Source organism: Curtobacterium sp. AB451 (assembly GCF_050585845.1).
GTDB lineage: Bacteria > Actinomycetota > Actinomycetes > Actinomycetales > Microbacteriaceae > Curtobacterium.
Genome location: NZ_JBOBQG010000002.1, coordinates 375002 through 391578 on the forward strand (window position 1 = coordinate 375002; position 16577 = coordinate 391578).

Genomic DNA, 16577 nt, shown 5'->3' on the forward strand with positions numbered 1-16577 from the left:
TCCCTCCCGTCCGTCACCGGGTCCGGTCACAGGCGGTGGCGAGTTGCATCGGGGACGTGACACGTCTCCGCCGCTCCGCGACCAACGGTCGCGGCTACCACCGCGTCCGCAGCGGGCGTGGGTTCTCGTACCGTGCCCCGGACGGCACCACCGTGACCGACCCCGCGGTCCGACAGCGCCTCGAGGACCTCGTCATCCCGCCGGCGTGGGACGACGTCTGGATCTCGCCGTACGAGAACGGCCACATCCTCGCGACCGGCATCGACGGGGCCGGGCGGCGCCAGTACATGTACCACCCCTCCTGGCGGGAGCGGATGGACCGGATCAAGTACGACCGTGCCCTCGCGCTCGCCGAGTCCCTGCCGGTGGCCCGCCGCGGTGTCACCATCGACCTGCGGCGTCCGGAGCCGGACAAGCAGCGTGCGCTGGCCGCGGCCTTCCGGATGCTCGACCAGGGCTCGCTCCGGGTCGGTTCGGAGCGCTACGCCACCGAGCACGGCAGCCGGGGCCTGTCGACCCTGCTCTGCGCCCACGCGCACGTCTCCGGCAACGACATCGAGCTGGACTTCCCGGGCAAGAGCGGCCAGGAGTGGTCCTCGTCGATCCACGACCCGGACCTCGCGACGGTGATCGCCGGCATGAAGCGACGGGGCCCGAACGCCCGGCTCCTGTCGTTCCGCGAGCGGCGCGGCGCCGAGTGGGAGCCCCTCTCCGCCGAGGACATCAACGAGTACGTCAAGGACCGGGCGGGCGAGGAGTTCACCGCGAAGGACTTCCGCACGCTGCACGGCACCGTCGCCGCGGCGGTCGACCTGGCGGTCACCGGCCCGCAGCCGTCCGACGCGAAGCGGAAGAAGGCCGTGTCGCACGCGGTCAAGGTCGCGAGCGAGGAACTCGGCAACACCCCGACGGTGTGTCGACAGAGCTACATCGACCCTCGCCTCATCGACGCCTACCACCACGGCGAGACCATCGACCCGGCACGGACGCACGCCGCCGAGTCCGAGGTCCGCGCACTGCTCTACCGACAGTGACCGGGAAGGGGCTGCGATGACGTACCGTTGGACCTCGTGCCCGAACACCCCCACCCGGGCACGGAAGGACCCCACCAGTCGTGACTGACGAGTGCATCCACGGATTCCCCACCGAACTCTGCGACATCTGCGCGCCACGCCAGCGCGAGGCGGCAGAGACCCCCACCACCCCGACCCCGCGCCGCACCCGGATCACCACCTCGCTCCGGACCGTCCCCGGTCAGGCGGCGGCCCCGGCGTCCTCGCTGCGGTCCCCGGTGCCCGACCTGCCGGAGGCGCGTGACTTCGCCTCGCTCCGCGCGCACCACGTGACCCACGTGGACAACCTCGACGACATCGTGGGGTCCGGTGCGATCCTCGCGTCGGACGCCGTGACGCCCGTCGTCGACGTCGCCTCCGCCGAGGCCCGGGCCGCCCGCGCCGCCGCGACGGCCCCCGACGGCTCGCCGGTCGCCGCGCACGTGCCCTTCACGCTGTCGCCCGACGCGACGCGCTGGGACGAGCTCCGCACCGGCGCCGAGGGGGAGCGGTGGTCCGACGCCGCCCGCCGGACCCGCGCGACGGAGTACATCATGCTCGTCGTGCCGGTGTCGGCCTTCGGTGCGTCGGTCATCGTCGCCGACCAGGACGCCGACGCCGACGACGTCCGGTTCGCCGTCGGACCCGAGGCCGCGACCAACCTCATCCGTCGCACGGACTTCACCGACCCGGAGATGCACGGCCTCGAGCTGCTCGCGGGCCCGAGCGTGCCGTTCTCCGCCGTCGCAGTGATCGGCGTCCCGAACGACCGCGTCCGCCAGAGCGTCAAGGCGGTCCTCAAGGACCACGGCGGACACGCACCGCGCGTCGCGGTCTTCCCGCCGTGGTTCGTCCCCCCGGTCGTCGCCGAGTAGTCCGGAACGACCGCTCGCCACATGCCCTCCGGACCCGCTCCGGAGGGCATGCTGCGTGACGGGGGCGAGCCGCGCCTCCTGGCCGTCGATCCGCATGGATCCGCGGGAACCGGCCCGTTCCGACACGCCCGTGAATCGCGACACGCCCGGGTTGCACGGATGCCGTGCCTATGCGAGACTTGTCCGGTTCCGAATTCCGCGTGCGTTCGCGTGCGCAGGATCACTGCTCTGGCAGTGCACAACCCCCCTGTCCAGCAGGGCTGGGTTGGGCCGCAGGCAGCAGAACACGATCGACTCCCCACCAAGCGTGACGGGCACTGCTGTGCCCGGACCGTGCGGGAGACGACATGCCCACGCTGAACGGCCCAGGTCGCTCCGCGCGGTTGACACGAGAACAGCGGTCATCCCCAGCGGATGCGGCCGGTTGGTTCACAGAAAACAGCCAAGCCCTGCAGGAATGCACGGTGACGGCGGCGTCAGGCGGCCCGAGGGTGCGCGGCGCAGAGAGGACAAAGAGACACATGGCGGGACAGAAGATCCGCATCCGGCTCAAGTCGTACGACCACGAGGTCATCGACACGTCGGCCCGGAAGATCGTCGACACGGTGACCCGTGCCGGTGCGACCGTGGTCGGCCCGGTGCCGCTCCCCACCGAGAAGAACGTGGTCACCGTGATCCGTTCTCCCCACAAGTACAAGGACTCGCGCGAGCACTTCGAGAAGCGCACGCACAAGCGGGTCATCGACATCGTCGACCCGACGCCGAAGGCCGTCGACTCGCTCATGCGACTCGACCTCCCGGCCGACGTCAACATCGAGATCAAGCTGTAAGGGGGCTGGACTGATGGCGAACTCAACCAAGACCGTCAAGGGCCTCCTCGGCAAGAAGCTCGGGATGACCCAGGTGTGGGACGAGAACAACAAGTTCATCCCCGTCACCGTGATCGAGGTCGGCCCGAACGTGGTCACCCAGATCCGCAACGTCGAGCGCGACGGCTACGAGGCGATCCAGATCGCCGCCGGCGCCATCGACCCGCGCAAGGTCAACAAGCCGGCCGCCGGCCACTTCGAGGCCGCCGGGGTCACCCCGCGCCGCACCCTCACGGAGATCCGCACCAACGACTCCGCTGAGTACTCGCTCGGCCAGGAGCTCACCGTCGACACGTTCGAGGCGGGCCAGAAGGTCGACGTCGTCGGCACCTCCAAGGGCAAGGGCTTCGCCGGTGTCATGAAGCGCCACGGCTTCGCCGGTGTGTCCGCTTCGCACGGTGCCCACCGCAACCACCGCAAGCCCGGTTCCATCGGTGCTTCGTCGACCCCGTCGCGTGTCTTCAAGGGCATGCGCATGGCCGGTCGCATGGGTGGCGAGCGTGTGACCGTCCTCAACCTCACGGTGCACGCCGTCGACGCCGAGAAGGGTCTGCTGCTCGTCAAGGGCGCCGTCCCCGGTGCTCGCGGTCGCTCCGTCTTCGTCCGCACCGCCGTGAAGGGTAAGTGATCATGGCCACCACGACCGCAACCACGATCGACGTCCTCGACGCATCGGGCGTCAAGTCCGGCTCCGTCGAGCTCCCCGCCGAGCTCTTCGACGTCGAGACCAACGTCCCGCTGATCCACCAGGTCGTCACCGCGCAGCTCGCAGCCGCGCGTCAGGGCACCCACAAGACCAAGAACCGCGGCGAGGTCCGCGGTGCTGGTCGCAAGCCGTTCAAGCAGAAGGGCACCGGCCGCTCCCGTCAGGGTTCGGTCCGCGCACCGGAGCACACCGGCGGTGGCGTCGTCCACGGACCGACCCCGCGCGACTACTCGCAGCGCACCCCGAAGAAGATGATCGCCGCTGCCCTGCTCGGCTCGCTCTCGGACCGCGCCCGCGGTGGCCGCATCTCCGCTGTGGAGGGCTTCGTCGCGGCCGATGTGCCGTCGACCAAGACCGCCCGCACGCTCCTCGAGAAGGTCGCGCCCGTCAAGCACGTGCTGATCGTGCTCGAGCAGGACGACGAGCTCACGCTCAAGTCGATCCGCAACCTGCCGAACGTCCACGCGCTCTCGTACGGCCAGCTCAACGCCTACGACGTGCTCAAGGCCGACGCGCTCGTCTTCAGCAAGAGCGCACTCGACGCCTTCATCGCGTCGAAGACCGCGAAGGAGATCTCCGCATGAGCGGCTTCAACAAGGACCCGCGCGACATCATCATCTCGCCGGTCGTCTCGGAGAAGAGCTACGGCCTGATCGACCAGGGCAAGTACACGTTCATCGTGGACCCCCGCTCGAACAAGACCGAGATCAAGCTCGCCATCGAGAAGATCTTCGACGTCAAGGTCGCGAGCATCAACACGCTGAACCGTCCGGGCAAGACCCGTCGCACGCGCTTCGGCATGGGCAAGCGCAAGGACACCAAGCGTGCCATCGTGACGCTCAAGTCCGGTTCGATCGACATCTTCACGGCTGTCGGCTGAGGACCTTAAGGGATTAATCATGGCTATTCGTAACTACAAGCCGACGACCCCCGGTCGTCGCGGCTCGTCGGTCGCCGACTTCGCTGAGATCACCCGGTCGACGCCGGAGAAGTCGCTGCTCCGCCCGCTGCCGAAGACCGGTGGCCGCAACAGCTCCGGTCGCATCACGACCCGTCACATCGGTGGTGGCCACAAGCGCCAGTACCGCGTGATCGACTTCCGTCGTCACGACAAGGACGGCGTCGACGCCAAGGTCGCACACATCGAGTACGACCCGAACCGCACCGCGCGCATCGCGCTCCTGCACTACGTGGACGGCACGAAGCGCTACATCATCGCGCCGAACAAGCTCAAGCAGGGCGACGTCATCGAGCAGGGCCCCGGCGCCGACATCAAGCCCGGCAACAACCTGCCGCTCCGCAACATCCCGGTGGGTACGGTCGTGCACGCGATCGAGCTCCGCCCCGGTGGCGGCGCGAAGATGGCCCGCTCGGCCGGCGCCTCGGTGCGTCTCGTCGCCAAGGACGGCCCCTACGCGCAGCTCCGTCTGCCGTCGGGCGAGGTCCGCAACGTCGACGCCCGCTGCCGCGCCACGATCGGCGAGGTCGGCAACGCCGAGCAGTCGAACATCAACTGGGGCAAGGCCGGCCGCATGCGCTGGAAGGGCGTCCGCCCGACCGTCCGTGGTGTCGCGATGAACCCGGTCGACCACCCGCACGGTGGTGGTGAGGGCAAGACCTCCGGTGGCCGTCACCCGGTCAGCCCGTGGGGTCAGGCCGAGGGTCGCACGCGCAAGCCGAACAAGCCGAGCGACAAGCTCATCGTCCGTCGCCGTAACGCCGGCAAGAAGCGCAAGTAGGAGTTCAGAAGATGCCACGCAGTCTGAAGAAGGGCCCCTTCGTCGACGAGCACCTGCTCCGCAAGGTCGTCACGCAGAACGAGGCCAACACCAAGAACGTGATCCGTACCTGGTCGCGTCGCTCGATGATCATCCCGAACATGCTCGGGCACACGATCGCCGTGCACGACGGCCGCAAGCACATCCCGGTGTTCGTCACCGAGTCGATGGTCGGTCACAAGCTCGGCGAGTTCGCGCCGACCCGCACCTTCCGTGGTCACGTGAAGGACGACAAGAAGGGCCGTCGCCGCTAAGGCGGCGACGCAGAGGAGGAACGAAATGGTGGAGTCGATCGCACGCGTGCGACACATCCGCGTCACGCCTCAGAAGGCCCGTCGCGTCATCGAGCTGATCCGCGGCAAGCAGGCCCACGAGGCCCTCGCCATCCTGAAGTTCGCCCCCCAGGGCGCTTCGGAGCCCGTGTACAAGCTGGTCGCCTCGGCGATCGCGAACGCCCGGGTGAAGGCGGACTCGACGAACAGCTTCCTCGACGAGCGCGACCTCTACGTGAGCCGCGTCTTCGTCGACGAAGGCACGACCCTGAAGCGGTTCCAGCCGCGCGCCCAGGGCCGCGCCTTCCGCATCAACAAGCGCACCAGCCACATCACGGTCGTCCTCGCGACGCCGGATGAGGTCGAGGCTGCCGCGACGAGCAAGAAGGCGAGCAAGTAATGGGCCAGAAGGTCAACCCGTACGGCTTCCGTCTCGGGATCACGACGGACCACGTCTCGCACTGGTTCACCGACAGCACGAAGCCGGGTCAGCGCTACGCCGACTACGTGGCCGAGGACATCAAGGTGCGCGAGTACCTGAAGAAGACCCTCGACCGTGCCGGCGTCGCCCGCATCGAGCTCGAGCGCACCCGTGACCGCGTCCGCGTGGACATCCACACCGCGCGTCCGGGCATCGTCATCGGTCGCCGTGGCGCCGAGGCGGAGCGCGTCCGTGGGGAGCTCGAGAAGCTCACCAAGAAGCAGATCCAGCTCAACATCCTCGAGGTCAAGAACCCCGAGACCGAGGCCCAGCTCGTCGCGCAGGGCATCGCCGAGCAGCTCTCCGCTCGTGTCGCGTTCCGTCGCGCCATGCGCAAGGGCCTGCAGGGTGCACAGCGCGCCGGCGCCAAGGGTGTCCGCATCCAGGTGTCGGGTCGTCTCGGCGGCGCCGAGATGTCGCGCTCGGAGTTCTACCGCGAGGGCCGCGTGCCCCTGCACACGCTCCGCGCGAACATCGACTACGGCTTCTACGAGGCCCGGACCACGTTCGGCCGCATCGGCGTGAAGGTCTGGATCTACAAGGGCGACATCACGAACAAGGAGCTCGCTCGCGAGCAGGCGAACCAGCGTTCGTCGCGCCCCGAGCGTCGTGGCGGCCCCCGTGGCGAGCGCGGCGACCGCCGTGGCGGCGACCGCGGTGGACGCCAGCAGCAGGCTCCGCAGGACGCGCCGGCCGGCGCAGGAGTTGAGGCGTAACCATGCTTATTCCCCGTCGAGTCAAGCACCGCAAGCAGCACCACCCGAAGCGTTCGGGTCAGGCCACCGGTGGCACCAAGGTGTCGTTCGGTGACTACGGCATCCAGGCGCTCACGCCCGCTTACGTGACCAACCGTCAGATCGAGTCCGCTCGTATCGCCATGACGCGTCACATCAAGCGTGGCGGCAAGGTGTGGATCAACATCTACCCGGACCGTCCGCTCACGAAGAAGCCGGCCGAGACCCGCATGGGTTCCGGTAAGGGTTCCCCCGAGTGGTGGGTCGCCAACGTCAAGCCGGGCCGTGTGCTCTTCGAGCTCTCCGGCGTCAACGAGGACATCGCCCGCGAGGCGCTGACCCGTGCAATCCACAAGCTGCCCCTCAAGGCACGCATCATCAAGCGCGAGGAGGGCGACGCATAATGGCGATCGGTTCCAAGGAGCTCCGTCCGACGGAGCTCGACACGTTCGAGAACGAGCGTCTTGCTGACGAACTGAAGAAGGCCAAGGAGGAGCTCTTCAACCTCCGCTTCCAGTCGGCCACCGGCCAGCTGGAGAGCCACGGTCGTCTCCGTGCCGTCAAGCGCGACATCGCTCGCATCTACACCGTCCTCCGCGAGCGCGAGCTCGGCATCCGTGCCACCCCCGCGCCCGTCGAGACCGCCCCCAAGGCCAAGAAGACGACCAAGAAGGCTGAGAAGCCGGCTGAGTCGGCCGAGGCCGAGACCGCCGAGGAGAAGTAATGGCGAACGAAGAGAAGACCTCCGCCGCCTCCGCTCGCGGCTACCGCAAGACGCGTCGTGGCTACGTCACGAGCGACAAGATGGACAAGACCATCGTGGTCGAGGTCGAGGACCGCGTGAAGCACGCGCTCTACGGCAAGATCATCCGTCGCACGTCCAAGGTGAAGGCCCACGACGAGCTCGGCACCGCTGGTGTCGGCGACCTCGTCGTGATCAGCGAGACCCGTCCCCTCAGCGCTTCCAAGCGCTGGCGCCTGGTCGAGATCCTCGAGAAGGCCAAGTAGGCCCAGGCCTACTTCGGAATAGGAGACAGCAGTGATTCAGCAGGAATCCCGCCTCAAGGTCGCCGACAACACGGGTGCCAAGGAGATCTTGACCATCCGCGTGCTCGGCGGCTCGGGTCGTCGCTACGCCGGTCTCGGTGACGTCATCGTCGCCACGGTGAAGGACGCCATCCCCGGCGGCAACGTGAAGAAGGGTGACGTCGTCAAGGCGGTCATCGTTCGCACCAAGAAGGAGACCCGTCGTCAGGACGGCTCCTACATCAAGTTCGACGAGAACGCGGCAGTGATCCTCAAGGCCGACGGCGACCCGCGCGGTACGCGCATCTTCGGTCCGGTCGGTCGCGAGCTCCGTGACAAGAAGTTCATGAAGATCATCTCGCTCGCGCCGGAGGTGCTGTAAGCCATGGCGAACATCAAGAAGGGTGACCTGGTCCAGGTCATCACGGGTGCCAAGCAGGAGCGCGGCGGTGACCGTGGCAAGCAGGGCAAGGTCATCGAGGTCCTCAAGGACAAGAACCGCGTCGTCGTCGAGGGCGTGAACTTCGTCACGAAGCACGTCCGCGTCGGCCAGACGCAGCGCGGCTCGAAGACCGGTGGCATCGAGCAGCACGAGGCTCCGATCCACGTGTCGAACGTCGCCATCGTCGACCCGAAGACCAAGAAGCCGACCCGCGTCGGTTTCCGCAACGAAGAGGTGGAGAAGGACGGCGTCAAGAAGACCGTCCGAGTCCGCTACGCCAAGAAGTCGGGTGAGAAGCTCTGATGACCGACACGACTGCCGCGCCGGCGACCAAGGTCGAGCCGCGCCTCAAGCAGAAGTACAAGAACGAGATCAAGGCTGCCCTCACCGAGCAGTTCGGGTACGCGAACGTCAACCAGGTCCCCGGCCTGGTCAAGGTCGTCGTGAACACCGGTGTCGGTGAGGCCGCTCGCGACTCGAAGATCATCGAGGGGGCCATCAAGGACCTCACGGCGATCACGGGTCAGAAGCCCCAGGTCACGAAGGCCCGCAAGTCCATCGCGCAGTTCAAGCTGCGTGAGGGCCAGGCCATCGGCGCGCACGTCACCCTCCGTGGTGACCGCGCGTGGGAGTTCATCGACCGTCTCGTGACCCTCGCACTGCCCCGCATCCGCGACTTCCGCGGTCTCAGCGACAAGCAGTTCGACGGCAACGGCAACTACACGTTCGGTCTCACGGAGCAGTCCGTGTTCCACGAGATCGACCAGGACCGCATCGACCGCGTGCGTGGCTTCGACATCACCGTCGTGACCACCGCGAAGTCGGACGACGAGGGCCGCGCGCTGCTCCGCCAGCTCGGGTTCCCGTTCCGTTCTGCCGAGCAGACGGTCTAAGATACTTCGGGCGGTGCGGGCCGGAGGATTCACGTCCTCCGGCCCGCACGCACGAACACACCGATCCCGGGGAATCGCCCCAGGATCACCCGATCGCTCAGGTCGGCATTCGTGGAACGGGTGTCGAAACCAGGCGAAGAATGGACGACCATCATGACGATGACCGATCCGGTCGCAGACATGCTGACCAGATTGCGGAACGCGAACTCGGCGCACCACGATGCCGTGTCGCTTCCCAGCTCCAAGCTGAAGAAGAACATCGCTGAGATCCTCAAGCGCGAGGGCTACATCAGCGAGTGGAAGATCGAGGACGCCCGCGTGGGCGAGACCCTCACGATCGACCTGAAGTACGGCCCCGAGCGCGAGCGTTCGATCGCCGGCATCAAGCGCGTCTCGAAGCCCGGTCTCCGGGTGTACGCGAAGTCGACGGAGATCCCCCAGGTCCTCGGTGGCCTCGGCGTGGCGATCCTCTCGACCTCGTCGGGACTGCTCACCGACCGCGAAGCCGAGCAGAAGGGCGTGGGTGGGGAAGTCCTCGCCTACGTGTGGTGATCGACAATGTCTCGTATCGGACGTCTTCCCATTGACATCCCCGCTGGCGTGACCGTCTCCATCGACGGTCAGAACGTCGCGGTCAAGGGCCCGAAGGGCGAGCTCGCGCTCGTCGTCGCGGAGCCCATCCAGGCCAAGGTCGAGGAGAACCAGGTCCTCGTCACCCGACCGGACGACGAGCGCAGCTCGCGTGCGCTCCACGGCCTGACCCGCACCCTCATCGCGAACAACATCGTCGGCGTGACCCAGGGCTACTCCAAGGGCCTCGAGGTCGTCGGCACCGGTTACCGCGTGCAGGCGAAGGGCAACAACGTCGAGTTCGCGCTCGGCTACTCCCACCCGATCACGGTCGAGCCGCCCGCGGGCATCAGCTTCGCCGTCGAGGGCAACAACAAGCTGACCGTCAACGGCATCGACAAGCAGTCCGTCGGCGAGGTCGCTGCAAACATCCGCAAGCTGCGCAAGCCCGAGCCCTACAAGGGCAAGGGTGTCCGCTACGCCGGCGAGATCGTGCGCCGCAAGGCCGGAAAGTCAGGTAAGTGATCATGGGTCTCCTCAAGACACGAGGGAAGAGCAAGTCGGCCGCCAAGGCGCGCCGTCACAACCGCCTCCGCAAGAAGATCACCGGCACCGAGGCCCGTCCGCGTCTCGCTGTCACCCGTTCGGCGCGTCACGTGTTCGTCCAGGTCATCGACGACGCCAAGGGCCACACGCTGGCCAGCGCGTCGACGATGGAGGCCGACCTCCGTACGTTCGACGGCGACAAGACCGCCAAGGCCCGTCGTGTCGGCGAACTCCTCGCCGAGCGTGCGAAGGCCGCTGGCGTCGAGGCCGTGGTCTTCGACCGCGGTGGTAGCAAGTACGCCGGTCGCGTCGCCGCGATCGCCGACGGTGCCCGTGAAGGAGGGCTGAACCTGTGAGCGACATCGCGAACACGAACGAAGACGCCAACGTCGAGACGACCGAGGCCGCTGAGGCGACCGAGGCCGAGGCCACGAGCACCACGGCCCCCGCGGCCAAGGAGCCCGAGGTCCCCGTCGTCGAGCGCCCCGTCGAGACCGCAGCCGGTTCGGCATCGAACAACCGCGACTCCGCCGACAACCGTGGCCGCCGTGGTGGCGGTCGTGACCGTCAGCAGGGTGGCGGCCGTGGCAACGACCGCAACGGTCGGGGTGGCGACAGCCAGTTCCTCGAGCGCGTCGTGACCATCAACCGCGTCTCCAAGGTCGTCAAGGGTGGTCGTCGCTTCAGCTTCACCGCGCTCGTCGTCGTCGGTGACGGCAACGGTCTCGTGGGTGTCGGCTACGGCAAGGCCCGCGAGGTCCCGACCGCCATCTCGAAGGGCGTCGAGGAAGCGAAGAAGAACTTCTTCCGCGTCCCGCGCGTCGGCAACACGATCCCGCACCCGGTGCAGGGCGAGGCCGCTGCCGGCGTCGTGCTCCTCCGTCCGGCCGCTGCCGGTACCGGTGTCATCGCCGGTGGTCCGGTCCGCGCCGTCCTCGAGTGCGCTGGCATCCACGACGTCCTGAGCAAGTCGCTCGGTTCGTCGAACACCATCAACATCGTGCACGCGACCGTCGAGGCGCTGCAGCAGCTCGAGGAGCCCCGTGCGGTCGCAAGCCGTCGCGGTCTCCCCGTCGACCGGGTCGTCCCGGACCGTCTGCTCCAGGCCGAGGCCGCTGCTCTGCGTGCCGCGTCCGAGAAGGCAGGTGCGTGATGGCGATGCTGAAGATCACGCAGACGAAGTCCGTTATCAGCGAGAAGCAGTACCAGCGCGACACGCTCCGCAGCCTGGGTCTCAAGCGCATCGGCCGTACGGTCCTGCGTGAGGACAACGCCCAGAACCGCGGGTACGTCGCAACGGTCGCGCACCTCGTGAAGGTCGAGGAGGTCGACGCATGAGCGACGAGAAGAACGAGCGCGTGCAGGTCCTGAAGCTGCACCACCTCCGTCCGGCAGAGGGCGCCAAGAAGGCGCGCACCCGCGTCGGTCGTGGTGAGGGCTCCAAGGGCAAGACCGCCGGCCGTGGTACCAAGGGCCAGAAGGCTCGTTACCAGGTCAAGGTCGGCTTCGAGGGTGGGCAGATGCCGCTGCACATGCGCACCCCGAAGCTCCGCGGGTTCAAGAACCCGTTCCGTGTCGAGTACCAGGTCGTGAACCTGGACAAGATCGCGGAGCTCTACCCCAACGGTGGCGACGTCACCGTCGCGGACCTGGTCGCCAAGGGCGCCGTCCGCAAGAACGAGAAGGTCAAGGTTCTCGGTCAGGGTGACATCAGCGTGAAGCTGACGGTCTCGGTCGACAAGGTCTCGGCGTCCGCCGCCGAGAAGATCGCGGCTGCTGGCGGCACCGTCTCCCAGTAACCCCCGTCGGCGGCCCGTGCGTTTGCGCACGGGCCGCCGTTACGGTTTCCTTGACAGTGGTCGGCGTCCGCCGGCCAGGTCGGTCCTGCCGACCGCACCGGTGACGGCCCCTCGACGGGCCGCCGGTCCCAGAAGTTCGGAGTCCTCGTGTTCAGAGCGGTCGCGCGCATCATGCGCACCCCAGATCTTCGCAAGAAGATCGGCTTCACCCTCGCGATCATCGCGCTGTTCCGCCTGGGGTCGTACATCCCCGCGCCGTTCGTCGACTACGCATCCGTGCAGACCTGTCTCGCCAGCGCATCGTCGCAGCAGGGTCTCTACGACCTGATCAACCTCTTCTCCGGTGGCGCGCTGCTGAAGCTGTCGGTCTTCGCGCTCGGCATCATGCCGTACATCACGTCGTCGATCATCGTGCAGCTGCTCCGCGTGGTCATCCCGCACTTCGACGCCCTCTACAAGGAGGGGCAGTCCGGTCAGGCGAAGCTGACGCAGTACACGCGCTACCTCACCATCGCGCTCGGCGTGCTGCAGTCCACCACCCTGATCACGGTCGCCCGTTCCGGCGCCCTGTTCGGCACCAACGCCTCGGCCTCCTGCTCGTCGATCATCTCGAACGACAGCTGGTACGCGATCATGCTCATGGTCGTCACGCTGACCGCCGGTACCGGCCTCATCATGTGGATGGGCGAGCTCGTCACCGAGCGCGGCATCGGCAACGGCATGTCGCTCCTGATCTTCACGTCCATCGCGGCGCAGTTCCCCTCGGCGCTCTGGGCGATCGAGCAGTCGAACGGCTTCGAGCTCTTCCTGTTCGTCATCCTCGTCGGCCTGGTCATCATGATGGCCGTCGTGTTCGTCGAGCAGTCGCAGCGACGGATCCCGGTGCAGTACGCCAAGCGGATGGTCGGTCGCCGCACCTACGGCGGCAACAACACGTACATCCCGATCAAGGTGAACATGGCCGGCGTCGTGCCCGTCATCTTCGCCTCGTCGCTGCTCTACCTGCCGGCCCTGGTCGCGCAGTTCAACCAGCCCTCCGACGGCAGCGAGCCGGCGGCCTGGGTGACCTGGATCCAGAACAACCTGACCTCGGGTGACAACTGGTTCTACATGGTCCTGTACTTCCTGCTCATCGTCGGGTTCACGTACTTCTACGTCGCGATCACCTTCAACCCCGAAGAGGTCGCCGACAACATGAAGAAGTACGGCGGCTTCATCCCGGGCATCCGGGCCGGCCGTCCGACGGCCGAGTACCTCGACTACGTCCTGACCCGGGTGACGTTGCCCGGCTCCCTGTACCTCGGTCTCATCGCACTGATCCCGCTGGCGGCGCTGGCGTTCTTCGGTGCGAACCAGAACTTCCCGTTCGGAGGCGCGAGCATCCTCATCATCGTGGGTGTCGGCCTCGAGACCGTGAAGCAGATCGACTCGCAGCTGCAGCAGCGTCACTACGAAGGGCTTCTCCGTTGAGCGCACGTCTCATCATCGTCGGACCTCCCGGAGCCGGGAAGGGCACCCAGGCCGGTCGCATCGCCGACGCGTTCGGGATCCCCGCCGTCTCGACGGGTGACATCTTCCGCAAGAACGTCGCAGAGGGCACCCCGCTCGGCATCCAGGCGAAGGCGATCATGGACGCGGGCGACTACGTCCCCGACTCGCTCACGAACGAACTCGTGAAGTCCCGCCTGCACGAGGCGGACGCCGAGCACGGCTTCCTGCTCGACGGGTACCCCCGCACGGTCGGACAGGTCGAGTACCTCGACGCGCTGCTCGCCGAGCAGGGCACCGGCATCGACGCGGTCATCCAGCTCGTCGCCGACCAGGACGAGCTCGTCGGTCGGCTGCTGAAGCGTGCCGAGGAGCAGGGTCGGAGCGACGACAACGAGGAGACCATCCGTCGTCGTCAGCAGGTGTACACGGAGCAGACCGCACCGATCGTCGGCGCGTACGGCGAGCGTGGGCTCGTCCTCGACGTGGACGGCCTCGGCGGCATCGACGAGGTCGGGGACCGGATCCAGGCCGCGCTGTCCGCACGTGGGCTGACCGCGGGCGTCTGACACGAGCGTGGTGCGCTTCCGCAAGCCGTCGATCTACAAGACGCCGGACGAGCTCCGCGCGATGGTGCGCCCGGGGCTGCTCACGCACGACGCGCTGACGGCCGTCCGCGGGGCGATCCGTCCCGGTGTCACGACGCTGGAGCTGGACACGATCGCCGAGCGGACCATCCGTGACGGCGGCGGGATCCCGAACTTCCAGCTGGTACCGGGCTACCGGCACACGCTGTGCGTGTCCGTGAACGACGAGATCGTGCACGGCATCCCCGGGGAGCGCGTGCTCCAGCCGGGCGACGTCGTGTCGGTCGACGCCGGAGCCGAGGTCGACGGCTGGAACGGTGACAGTGCGTTCACGGTCGTCGTACCGGGCGGTGACGCCGGGGTCACCGCGGCTCGGCAGACGCTCTGCGACACCACCGAGCGTGCGCTCTGGCACGGCATCGCCGCGCTCGCGCACGCGAAGCACCTGCACGAGGTCGGCGCCGTCATCGAGGACGCCATCGACGAGACCGGCGCGTGGGGCATCGTCGAGGACTACACCGGCCACGGCATCGGACGCTCGATGCACGAGGACCCGCCGGTCTTCAACTACCGCGTGCGCGGTGCCGGCCCGGTGGTCAAGCCCGGGCTCGTCGTGGCGATCGAACCGATGGTCACGGCCGGCACGATCGACAGCTCGACGGACGACGACGACTGGACGGTCCGCACTCTCGACGGTTCCGACGCGGCGCACTGGGAGCACAGCATCGCGGTGCACGCGGACGGCATCTGGGTGCTGACCGCCGCGGACGGCGGCGCGGCTGGCCTGGCCCCGCTGGGTGTGACGCCCGTCCCGATCCCGTAGGTCGCGCCCGTCGCGCGGTGCGCGTCCGCGGTCCGGGAGGCGCGGGGCGGCCCGGTCACGCGCCTCCCGGCCGCCGTGCGCGTGCGTCCACGGCATGCGTCCGTCGGCTCGGCACGTCATGCCCGCGACGCTCGCCGCCGCACGACGCGGTCGTCGCCGGCCGTGCCCGAGCTCGCCCGAGGCGCCCGCGCCCGCGGGACCGGGCCCGTGCCGCTGAGCCGCGCCGCGGACCCGAGCCGCCGCCGGGATCAGTCGTTGCCGACGGAGCAGGTCTCCTCGGAGGCGCTCTGCCCCGTGATCGAGGACGGCAGCGGCGTCGCCGAGGCCGAGGCCGAACTCGTGGCCGCACCGGACGCCGTGCCCGACCCGGTGCCGACGGCGGACCCCGCGGACGACGAGGTGCCGGTCGAGGACGACGTGCCGGCGGACGGGGACGCCGTCGCGGTGCCCGCGTTGGCGGACTCCTCGGACGCCCGACCCGTGGTCGAGTCGCTCAGCGAGGTCTTCTGGTCGTTCTGCAGAGCCACGTTGAGGGTGTGGGCGGCCTCCTGGTCGACGATCACCCGGGCGCTGTTCGTCGGGTCGTCCGCGACCGGGTACTGCACGAACAGCATGTTGGCGGTGCTCATCCCGCGGAGCGCTCCCGCGAGGCCGACGAGCGTCCGTGCCTGCGCGAGGCCGTCGGACAGCGTCATGTTCGACAGCGCGGCGCCCGCGAGCTTGTAGAGCGTGATCGGGTTCGAGAGGGTCCCGTCCGAGGTGACCTTGCGCAGCAGCGCCGACAGGAACACCTGCTGCGAGCTGATGCGGGCGAGGTCGCTGCCGTCGCCGACGCCGTGCCGCGTGCGGAGGAAGGCGAGCGCGTCCGAGCCCTCGAGGTTGTGCGAGCCCGCGGTCAGGTGGAGCCCGGTGTAGGTGTCGTTGATCGGGTCCGCGACGCACACGTCCACGCCGCCGAGGGCGTTCGACATCTCGATGACGCCGTCGAACGTGATGAGGCCGGCGTACGGGATGCTCAGGCCGGTGAGGTTCTCGACCGTGTCGACGACGCACGAGACGCCGCCGTTCCCGAGCGCCGTGTTGAACTGCGCGGACGTGGCCGCGGGGTAGGCCTTGCCGGTCTCGGGGTTCGTGCACGCCGGGATCGGCACCATGAGGTCGCGAGGGAAGCTCACCGCGGTCAGCTGGGTGTGGTCCTGCGAGATGTGGATGAGCATCGTGACGTCGTTGCGGGCGCCCTCGACGTCCTCGTTCGAGTCGAACTGCCCGACGCGGGTGTCGCTGCCGATCAGCAGGATGTTCGCGCCGCCCTTGATCGCGGTGATGTCGGCCGTCTGCGCGGTGCTCTGGTCGTCCGTGCTGAGCTTGACCGTCCTCGGCGCCGTGGCGAGCTGGGCGCCGGCGATGGCGGCGACGCTCGTCCCGCTCACCAGCACGACCGCGAGGGCGGAGGCCACGATCGACGCGAGCGTGCCCCAGCCGCGGCGACGGGGGAGCCGGCCGTGGCGGGCGAGCGGGCGTCGGGTGGCGTCGGGCACGTGGTCTCCGTTCGGTGGTCCGCGCGGCTCGGTCTGCACGGGCGCGGGGCGACGGCCACGCTAGGTGCCGCCGGCCAGCGGGAACCCGGAGCGCGCCG

Annotated in this window: 26 protein-coding genes; 25 read left to right on the forward strand and 1 reads right to left on the reverse strand. The window is 68.3% G+C overall.

Going from position 1 to position 16577, the window contains the following annotated elements:
• Positions 1 to 56 precede the first annotated feature (56 nt).
• The 25 genes from ACQXVK_RS05595 (at position 57) to map (ending at position 14941) form a co-directional block, all read left to right on the forward strand.
• A complete protein-coding gene (locus ACQXVK_RS05595) occupies positions 57 to 1034 on the forward strand; it encodes a DNA topoisomerase IB (RefSeq protein ID WP_022906338.1) in 978 nt (325 codons plus the stop codon).
• A gap of 80 nt (positions 1035 to 1114) precedes the next feature.
• Positions 1115 to 1927 carry a DarT ssDNA thymidine ADP-ribosyltransferase family protein gene (locus ACQXVK_RS05600; protein ID WP_402266715.1) on the forward strand — a complete coding sequence of 271 codons (813 nt, stop codon included), beginning with the start codon at positions 1115 to 1117 and terminating at the stop codon, positions 1925 to 1927.
• A 521-nt stretch (positions 1928 to 2448) separates the two neighbouring features.
• Positions 2449 to 2757: a 30S ribosomal protein S10 gene (rpsJ, locus tag ACQXVK_RS05605; protein WP_022903286.1), complete on the forward strand. Its 309-nt coding sequence runs from the start codon at positions 2449 to 2451 to the stop codon at positions 2755 to 2757.
• 13 nt (positions 2758 to 2770) lie between these two features.
• Positions 2771 to 3424 carry a 50S ribosomal protein L3 gene (gene rplC / locus ACQXVK_RS05610; protein ID WP_022906340.1) on the forward strand — a complete coding sequence of 218 codons (654 nt, stop codon included), beginning with the start codon at positions 2771 to 2773 and terminating at the stop codon, positions 3422 to 3424.
• A 2-nt stretch (positions 3425 to 3426) separates the two neighbouring features.
• Entirely contained in the window at positions 3427 to 4086 is a 660-nt protein-coding gene (rplD, locus tag ACQXVK_RS05615; protein WP_031261771.1) for a 50S ribosomal protein L4, read from the forward strand.
• Positions 4083 to 4382, forward strand: coding sequence for a 50S ribosomal protein L23 (gene rplW, locus ACQXVK_RS05620; RefSeq protein ID WP_022903283.1), 300 nt, complete (start codon positions 4083 to 4085; stop codon positions 4380 to 4382). Before rplD ends, rplW begins: the two co-directional genes overlap by 4 nt.
• Before the next feature lie 19 nt (positions 4383 to 4401).
• A complete protein-coding gene (rplB, locus tag ACQXVK_RS05625) occupies positions 4402 to 5241 on the forward strand; it encodes a 50S ribosomal protein L2 (RefSeq protein ID WP_022906342.1) in 840 nt (279 codons plus the stop codon).
• Between the two features lie 11 nt (positions 5242 to 5252).
• Positions 5253 to 5534 carry a 30S ribosomal protein S19 gene (rpsS, locus tag ACQXVK_RS05630; protein WP_022906343.1) on the forward strand — a complete coding sequence of 94 codons (282 nt, stop codon included), beginning with the start codon at positions 5253 to 5255 and terminating at the stop codon, positions 5532 to 5534.
• A gap of 25 nt (positions 5535 to 5559) precedes the next feature.
• Complete coding sequence (gene rplV / locus ACQXVK_RS05635) at positions 5560 to 5952, forward strand: 50S ribosomal protein L22 (RefSeq protein ID WP_022906344.1); 393 nt, start codon at positions 5560 to 5562, stop codon at positions 5950 to 5952.
• Complete coding sequence (gene rpsC, locus ACQXVK_RS05640; protein ID WP_022906345.1) at positions 5952 to 6749, forward strand: 30S ribosomal protein S3; 798 nt, start codon at positions 5952 to 5954, stop codon at positions 6747 to 6749. The genes rplV and rpsC overlap by 1 nt, the downstream gene beginning before the upstream one ends.
• Positions 6750 to 6751: 2 nt before the next feature.
• The gene (gene rplP / locus ACQXVK_RS05645) at positions 6752 to 7171 is read left to right on the forward strand and encodes a 50S ribosomal protein L16 (protein WP_022906346.1); all 420 of its coding nucleotides are present in this window, start codon (positions 6752 to 6754) and stop codon (positions 7169 to 7171) included.
• Positions 7171 to 7491 (forward strand): 50S ribosomal protein L29, encoded by a 321-nt coding sequence (gene rpmC / locus ACQXVK_RS05650; protein WP_022906347.1) that lies wholly within the window; start codon positions 7171 to 7173, stop codon positions 7489 to 7491. Before rplP ends, rpmC begins: the two co-directional genes overlap by 1 nt.
• A complete protein-coding gene (gene rpsQ, locus ACQXVK_RS05655; RefSeq protein WP_022906348.1) occupies positions 7491 to 7775 on the forward strand; it encodes a 30S ribosomal protein S17 in 285 nt (94 codons plus the stop codon). The genes rpmC and rpsQ overlap by 1 nt, the downstream gene beginning before the upstream one ends.
• Positions 7776 to 7806: 31 nt before the next feature.
• Positions 7807 to 8175 carry a 50S ribosomal protein L14 gene (rplN, locus tag ACQXVK_RS05660; RefSeq protein ID WP_017885523.1) on the forward strand — a complete coding sequence of 123 codons (369 nt, stop codon included), beginning with the start codon at positions 7807 to 7809 and terminating at the stop codon, positions 8173 to 8175.
• A 3-nt stretch (positions 8176 to 8178) separates the two neighbouring features.
• Positions 8179 to 8538 carry a 50S ribosomal protein L24 gene (gene rplX, locus ACQXVK_RS05665; RefSeq protein WP_022906349.1) on the forward strand — a complete coding sequence of 120 codons (360 nt, stop codon included), beginning with the start codon at positions 8179 to 8181 and terminating at the stop codon, positions 8536 to 8538.
• Entirely contained in the window at positions 8538 to 9128 is a 591-nt protein-coding gene (rplE, locus tag ACQXVK_RS05670; RefSeq protein WP_022906350.1) for a 50S ribosomal protein L5, read from the forward strand. The genes rplX and rplE overlap by 1 nt, the downstream gene beginning before the upstream one ends.
• A 153-nt stretch (positions 9129 to 9281) precedes the next feature.
• Positions 9282 to 9680, forward strand: coding sequence for a 30S ribosomal protein S8 (rpsH, locus tag ACQXVK_RS05675; RefSeq protein WP_022906351.1), 399 nt, complete (start codon positions 9282 to 9284; stop codon positions 9678 to 9680).
• A gap of 6 nt (positions 9681 to 9686) precedes the next feature.
• Positions 9687 to 10223, forward strand: a complete 537-nt coding sequence (gene rplF, locus ACQXVK_RS05680; protein ID WP_031261772.1) for a 50S ribosomal protein L6 — start codon at positions 9687 to 9689, stop codon at positions 10221 to 10223.
• Positions 10224 to 10225: 2 nt separating this feature from the next.
• The gene (gene rplR / locus ACQXVK_RS05685) at positions 10226 to 10600 is read left to right on the forward strand and encodes a 50S ribosomal protein L18 (protein WP_031261773.1); all 375 of its coding nucleotides are present in this window, start codon (positions 10226 to 10228) and stop codon (positions 10598 to 10600) included.
• A complete protein-coding gene (gene rpsE, locus ACQXVK_RS05690) occupies positions 10597 to 11397 on the forward strand; it encodes a 30S ribosomal protein S5 (protein ID WP_022906354.1) in 801 nt (266 codons plus the stop codon). Before rplR ends, rpsE begins: the two co-directional genes overlap by 4 nt.
• The gene (gene rpmD / locus ACQXVK_RS05695) at positions 11397 to 11582 is read left to right on the forward strand and encodes a 50S ribosomal protein L30 (protein ID WP_022906355.1); all 186 of its coding nucleotides are present in this window, start codon (positions 11397 to 11399) and stop codon (positions 11580 to 11582) included. The genes rpsE and rpmD overlap by 1 nt, the downstream gene beginning before the upstream one ends.
• Positions 11579 to 12043 carry a 50S ribosomal protein L15 gene (gene rplO / locus ACQXVK_RS05700; RefSeq protein ID WP_022906356.1) on the forward strand — a complete coding sequence of 155 codons (465 nt, stop codon included), beginning with the start codon at positions 11579 to 11581 and terminating at the stop codon, positions 12041 to 12043. Before rpmD ends, rplO begins: the two co-directional genes overlap by 4 nt.
• Positions 12044 to 12190: 147 nt before the next feature.
• The gene (gene secY, locus ACQXVK_RS05705; RefSeq protein ID WP_022906357.1) at positions 12191 to 13513 is read left to right on the forward strand and encodes a preprotein translocase subunit SecY; all 1323 of its coding nucleotides are present in this window, start codon (positions 12191 to 12193) and stop codon (positions 13511 to 13513) included.
• The gene (locus ACQXVK_RS05710) at positions 13510 to 14100 is read left to right on the forward strand and encodes an adenylate kinase (protein ID WP_430852987.1); all 591 of its coding nucleotides are present in this window, start codon (positions 13510 to 13512) and stop codon (positions 14098 to 14100) included. The genes secY and ACQXVK_RS05710 overlap by 4 nt, the downstream gene beginning before the upstream one ends.
• 7 nt (positions 14101 to 14107) lie before the next feature.
• Positions 14108 to 14941: a type I methionyl aminopeptidase gene (gene map / locus ACQXVK_RS05715; protein WP_430852988.1), complete on the forward strand. Its 834-nt coding sequence runs from the start codon at positions 14108 to 14110 to the stop codon at positions 14939 to 14941.
• 248 nt (positions 14942 to 15189) lie between these two features.
• On the opposite strand, the gene ACQXVK_RS05720 is transcribed toward map, so the two are convergent.
• Entirely contained in the window at positions 15190 to 16479 is a 1290-nt protein-coding gene (locus ACQXVK_RS05720) for an LCP family protein (RefSeq protein WP_430852989.1), read from the reverse strand.
• Between the last annotated feature and the right edge of the window lie 98 nt (positions 16480 to 16577).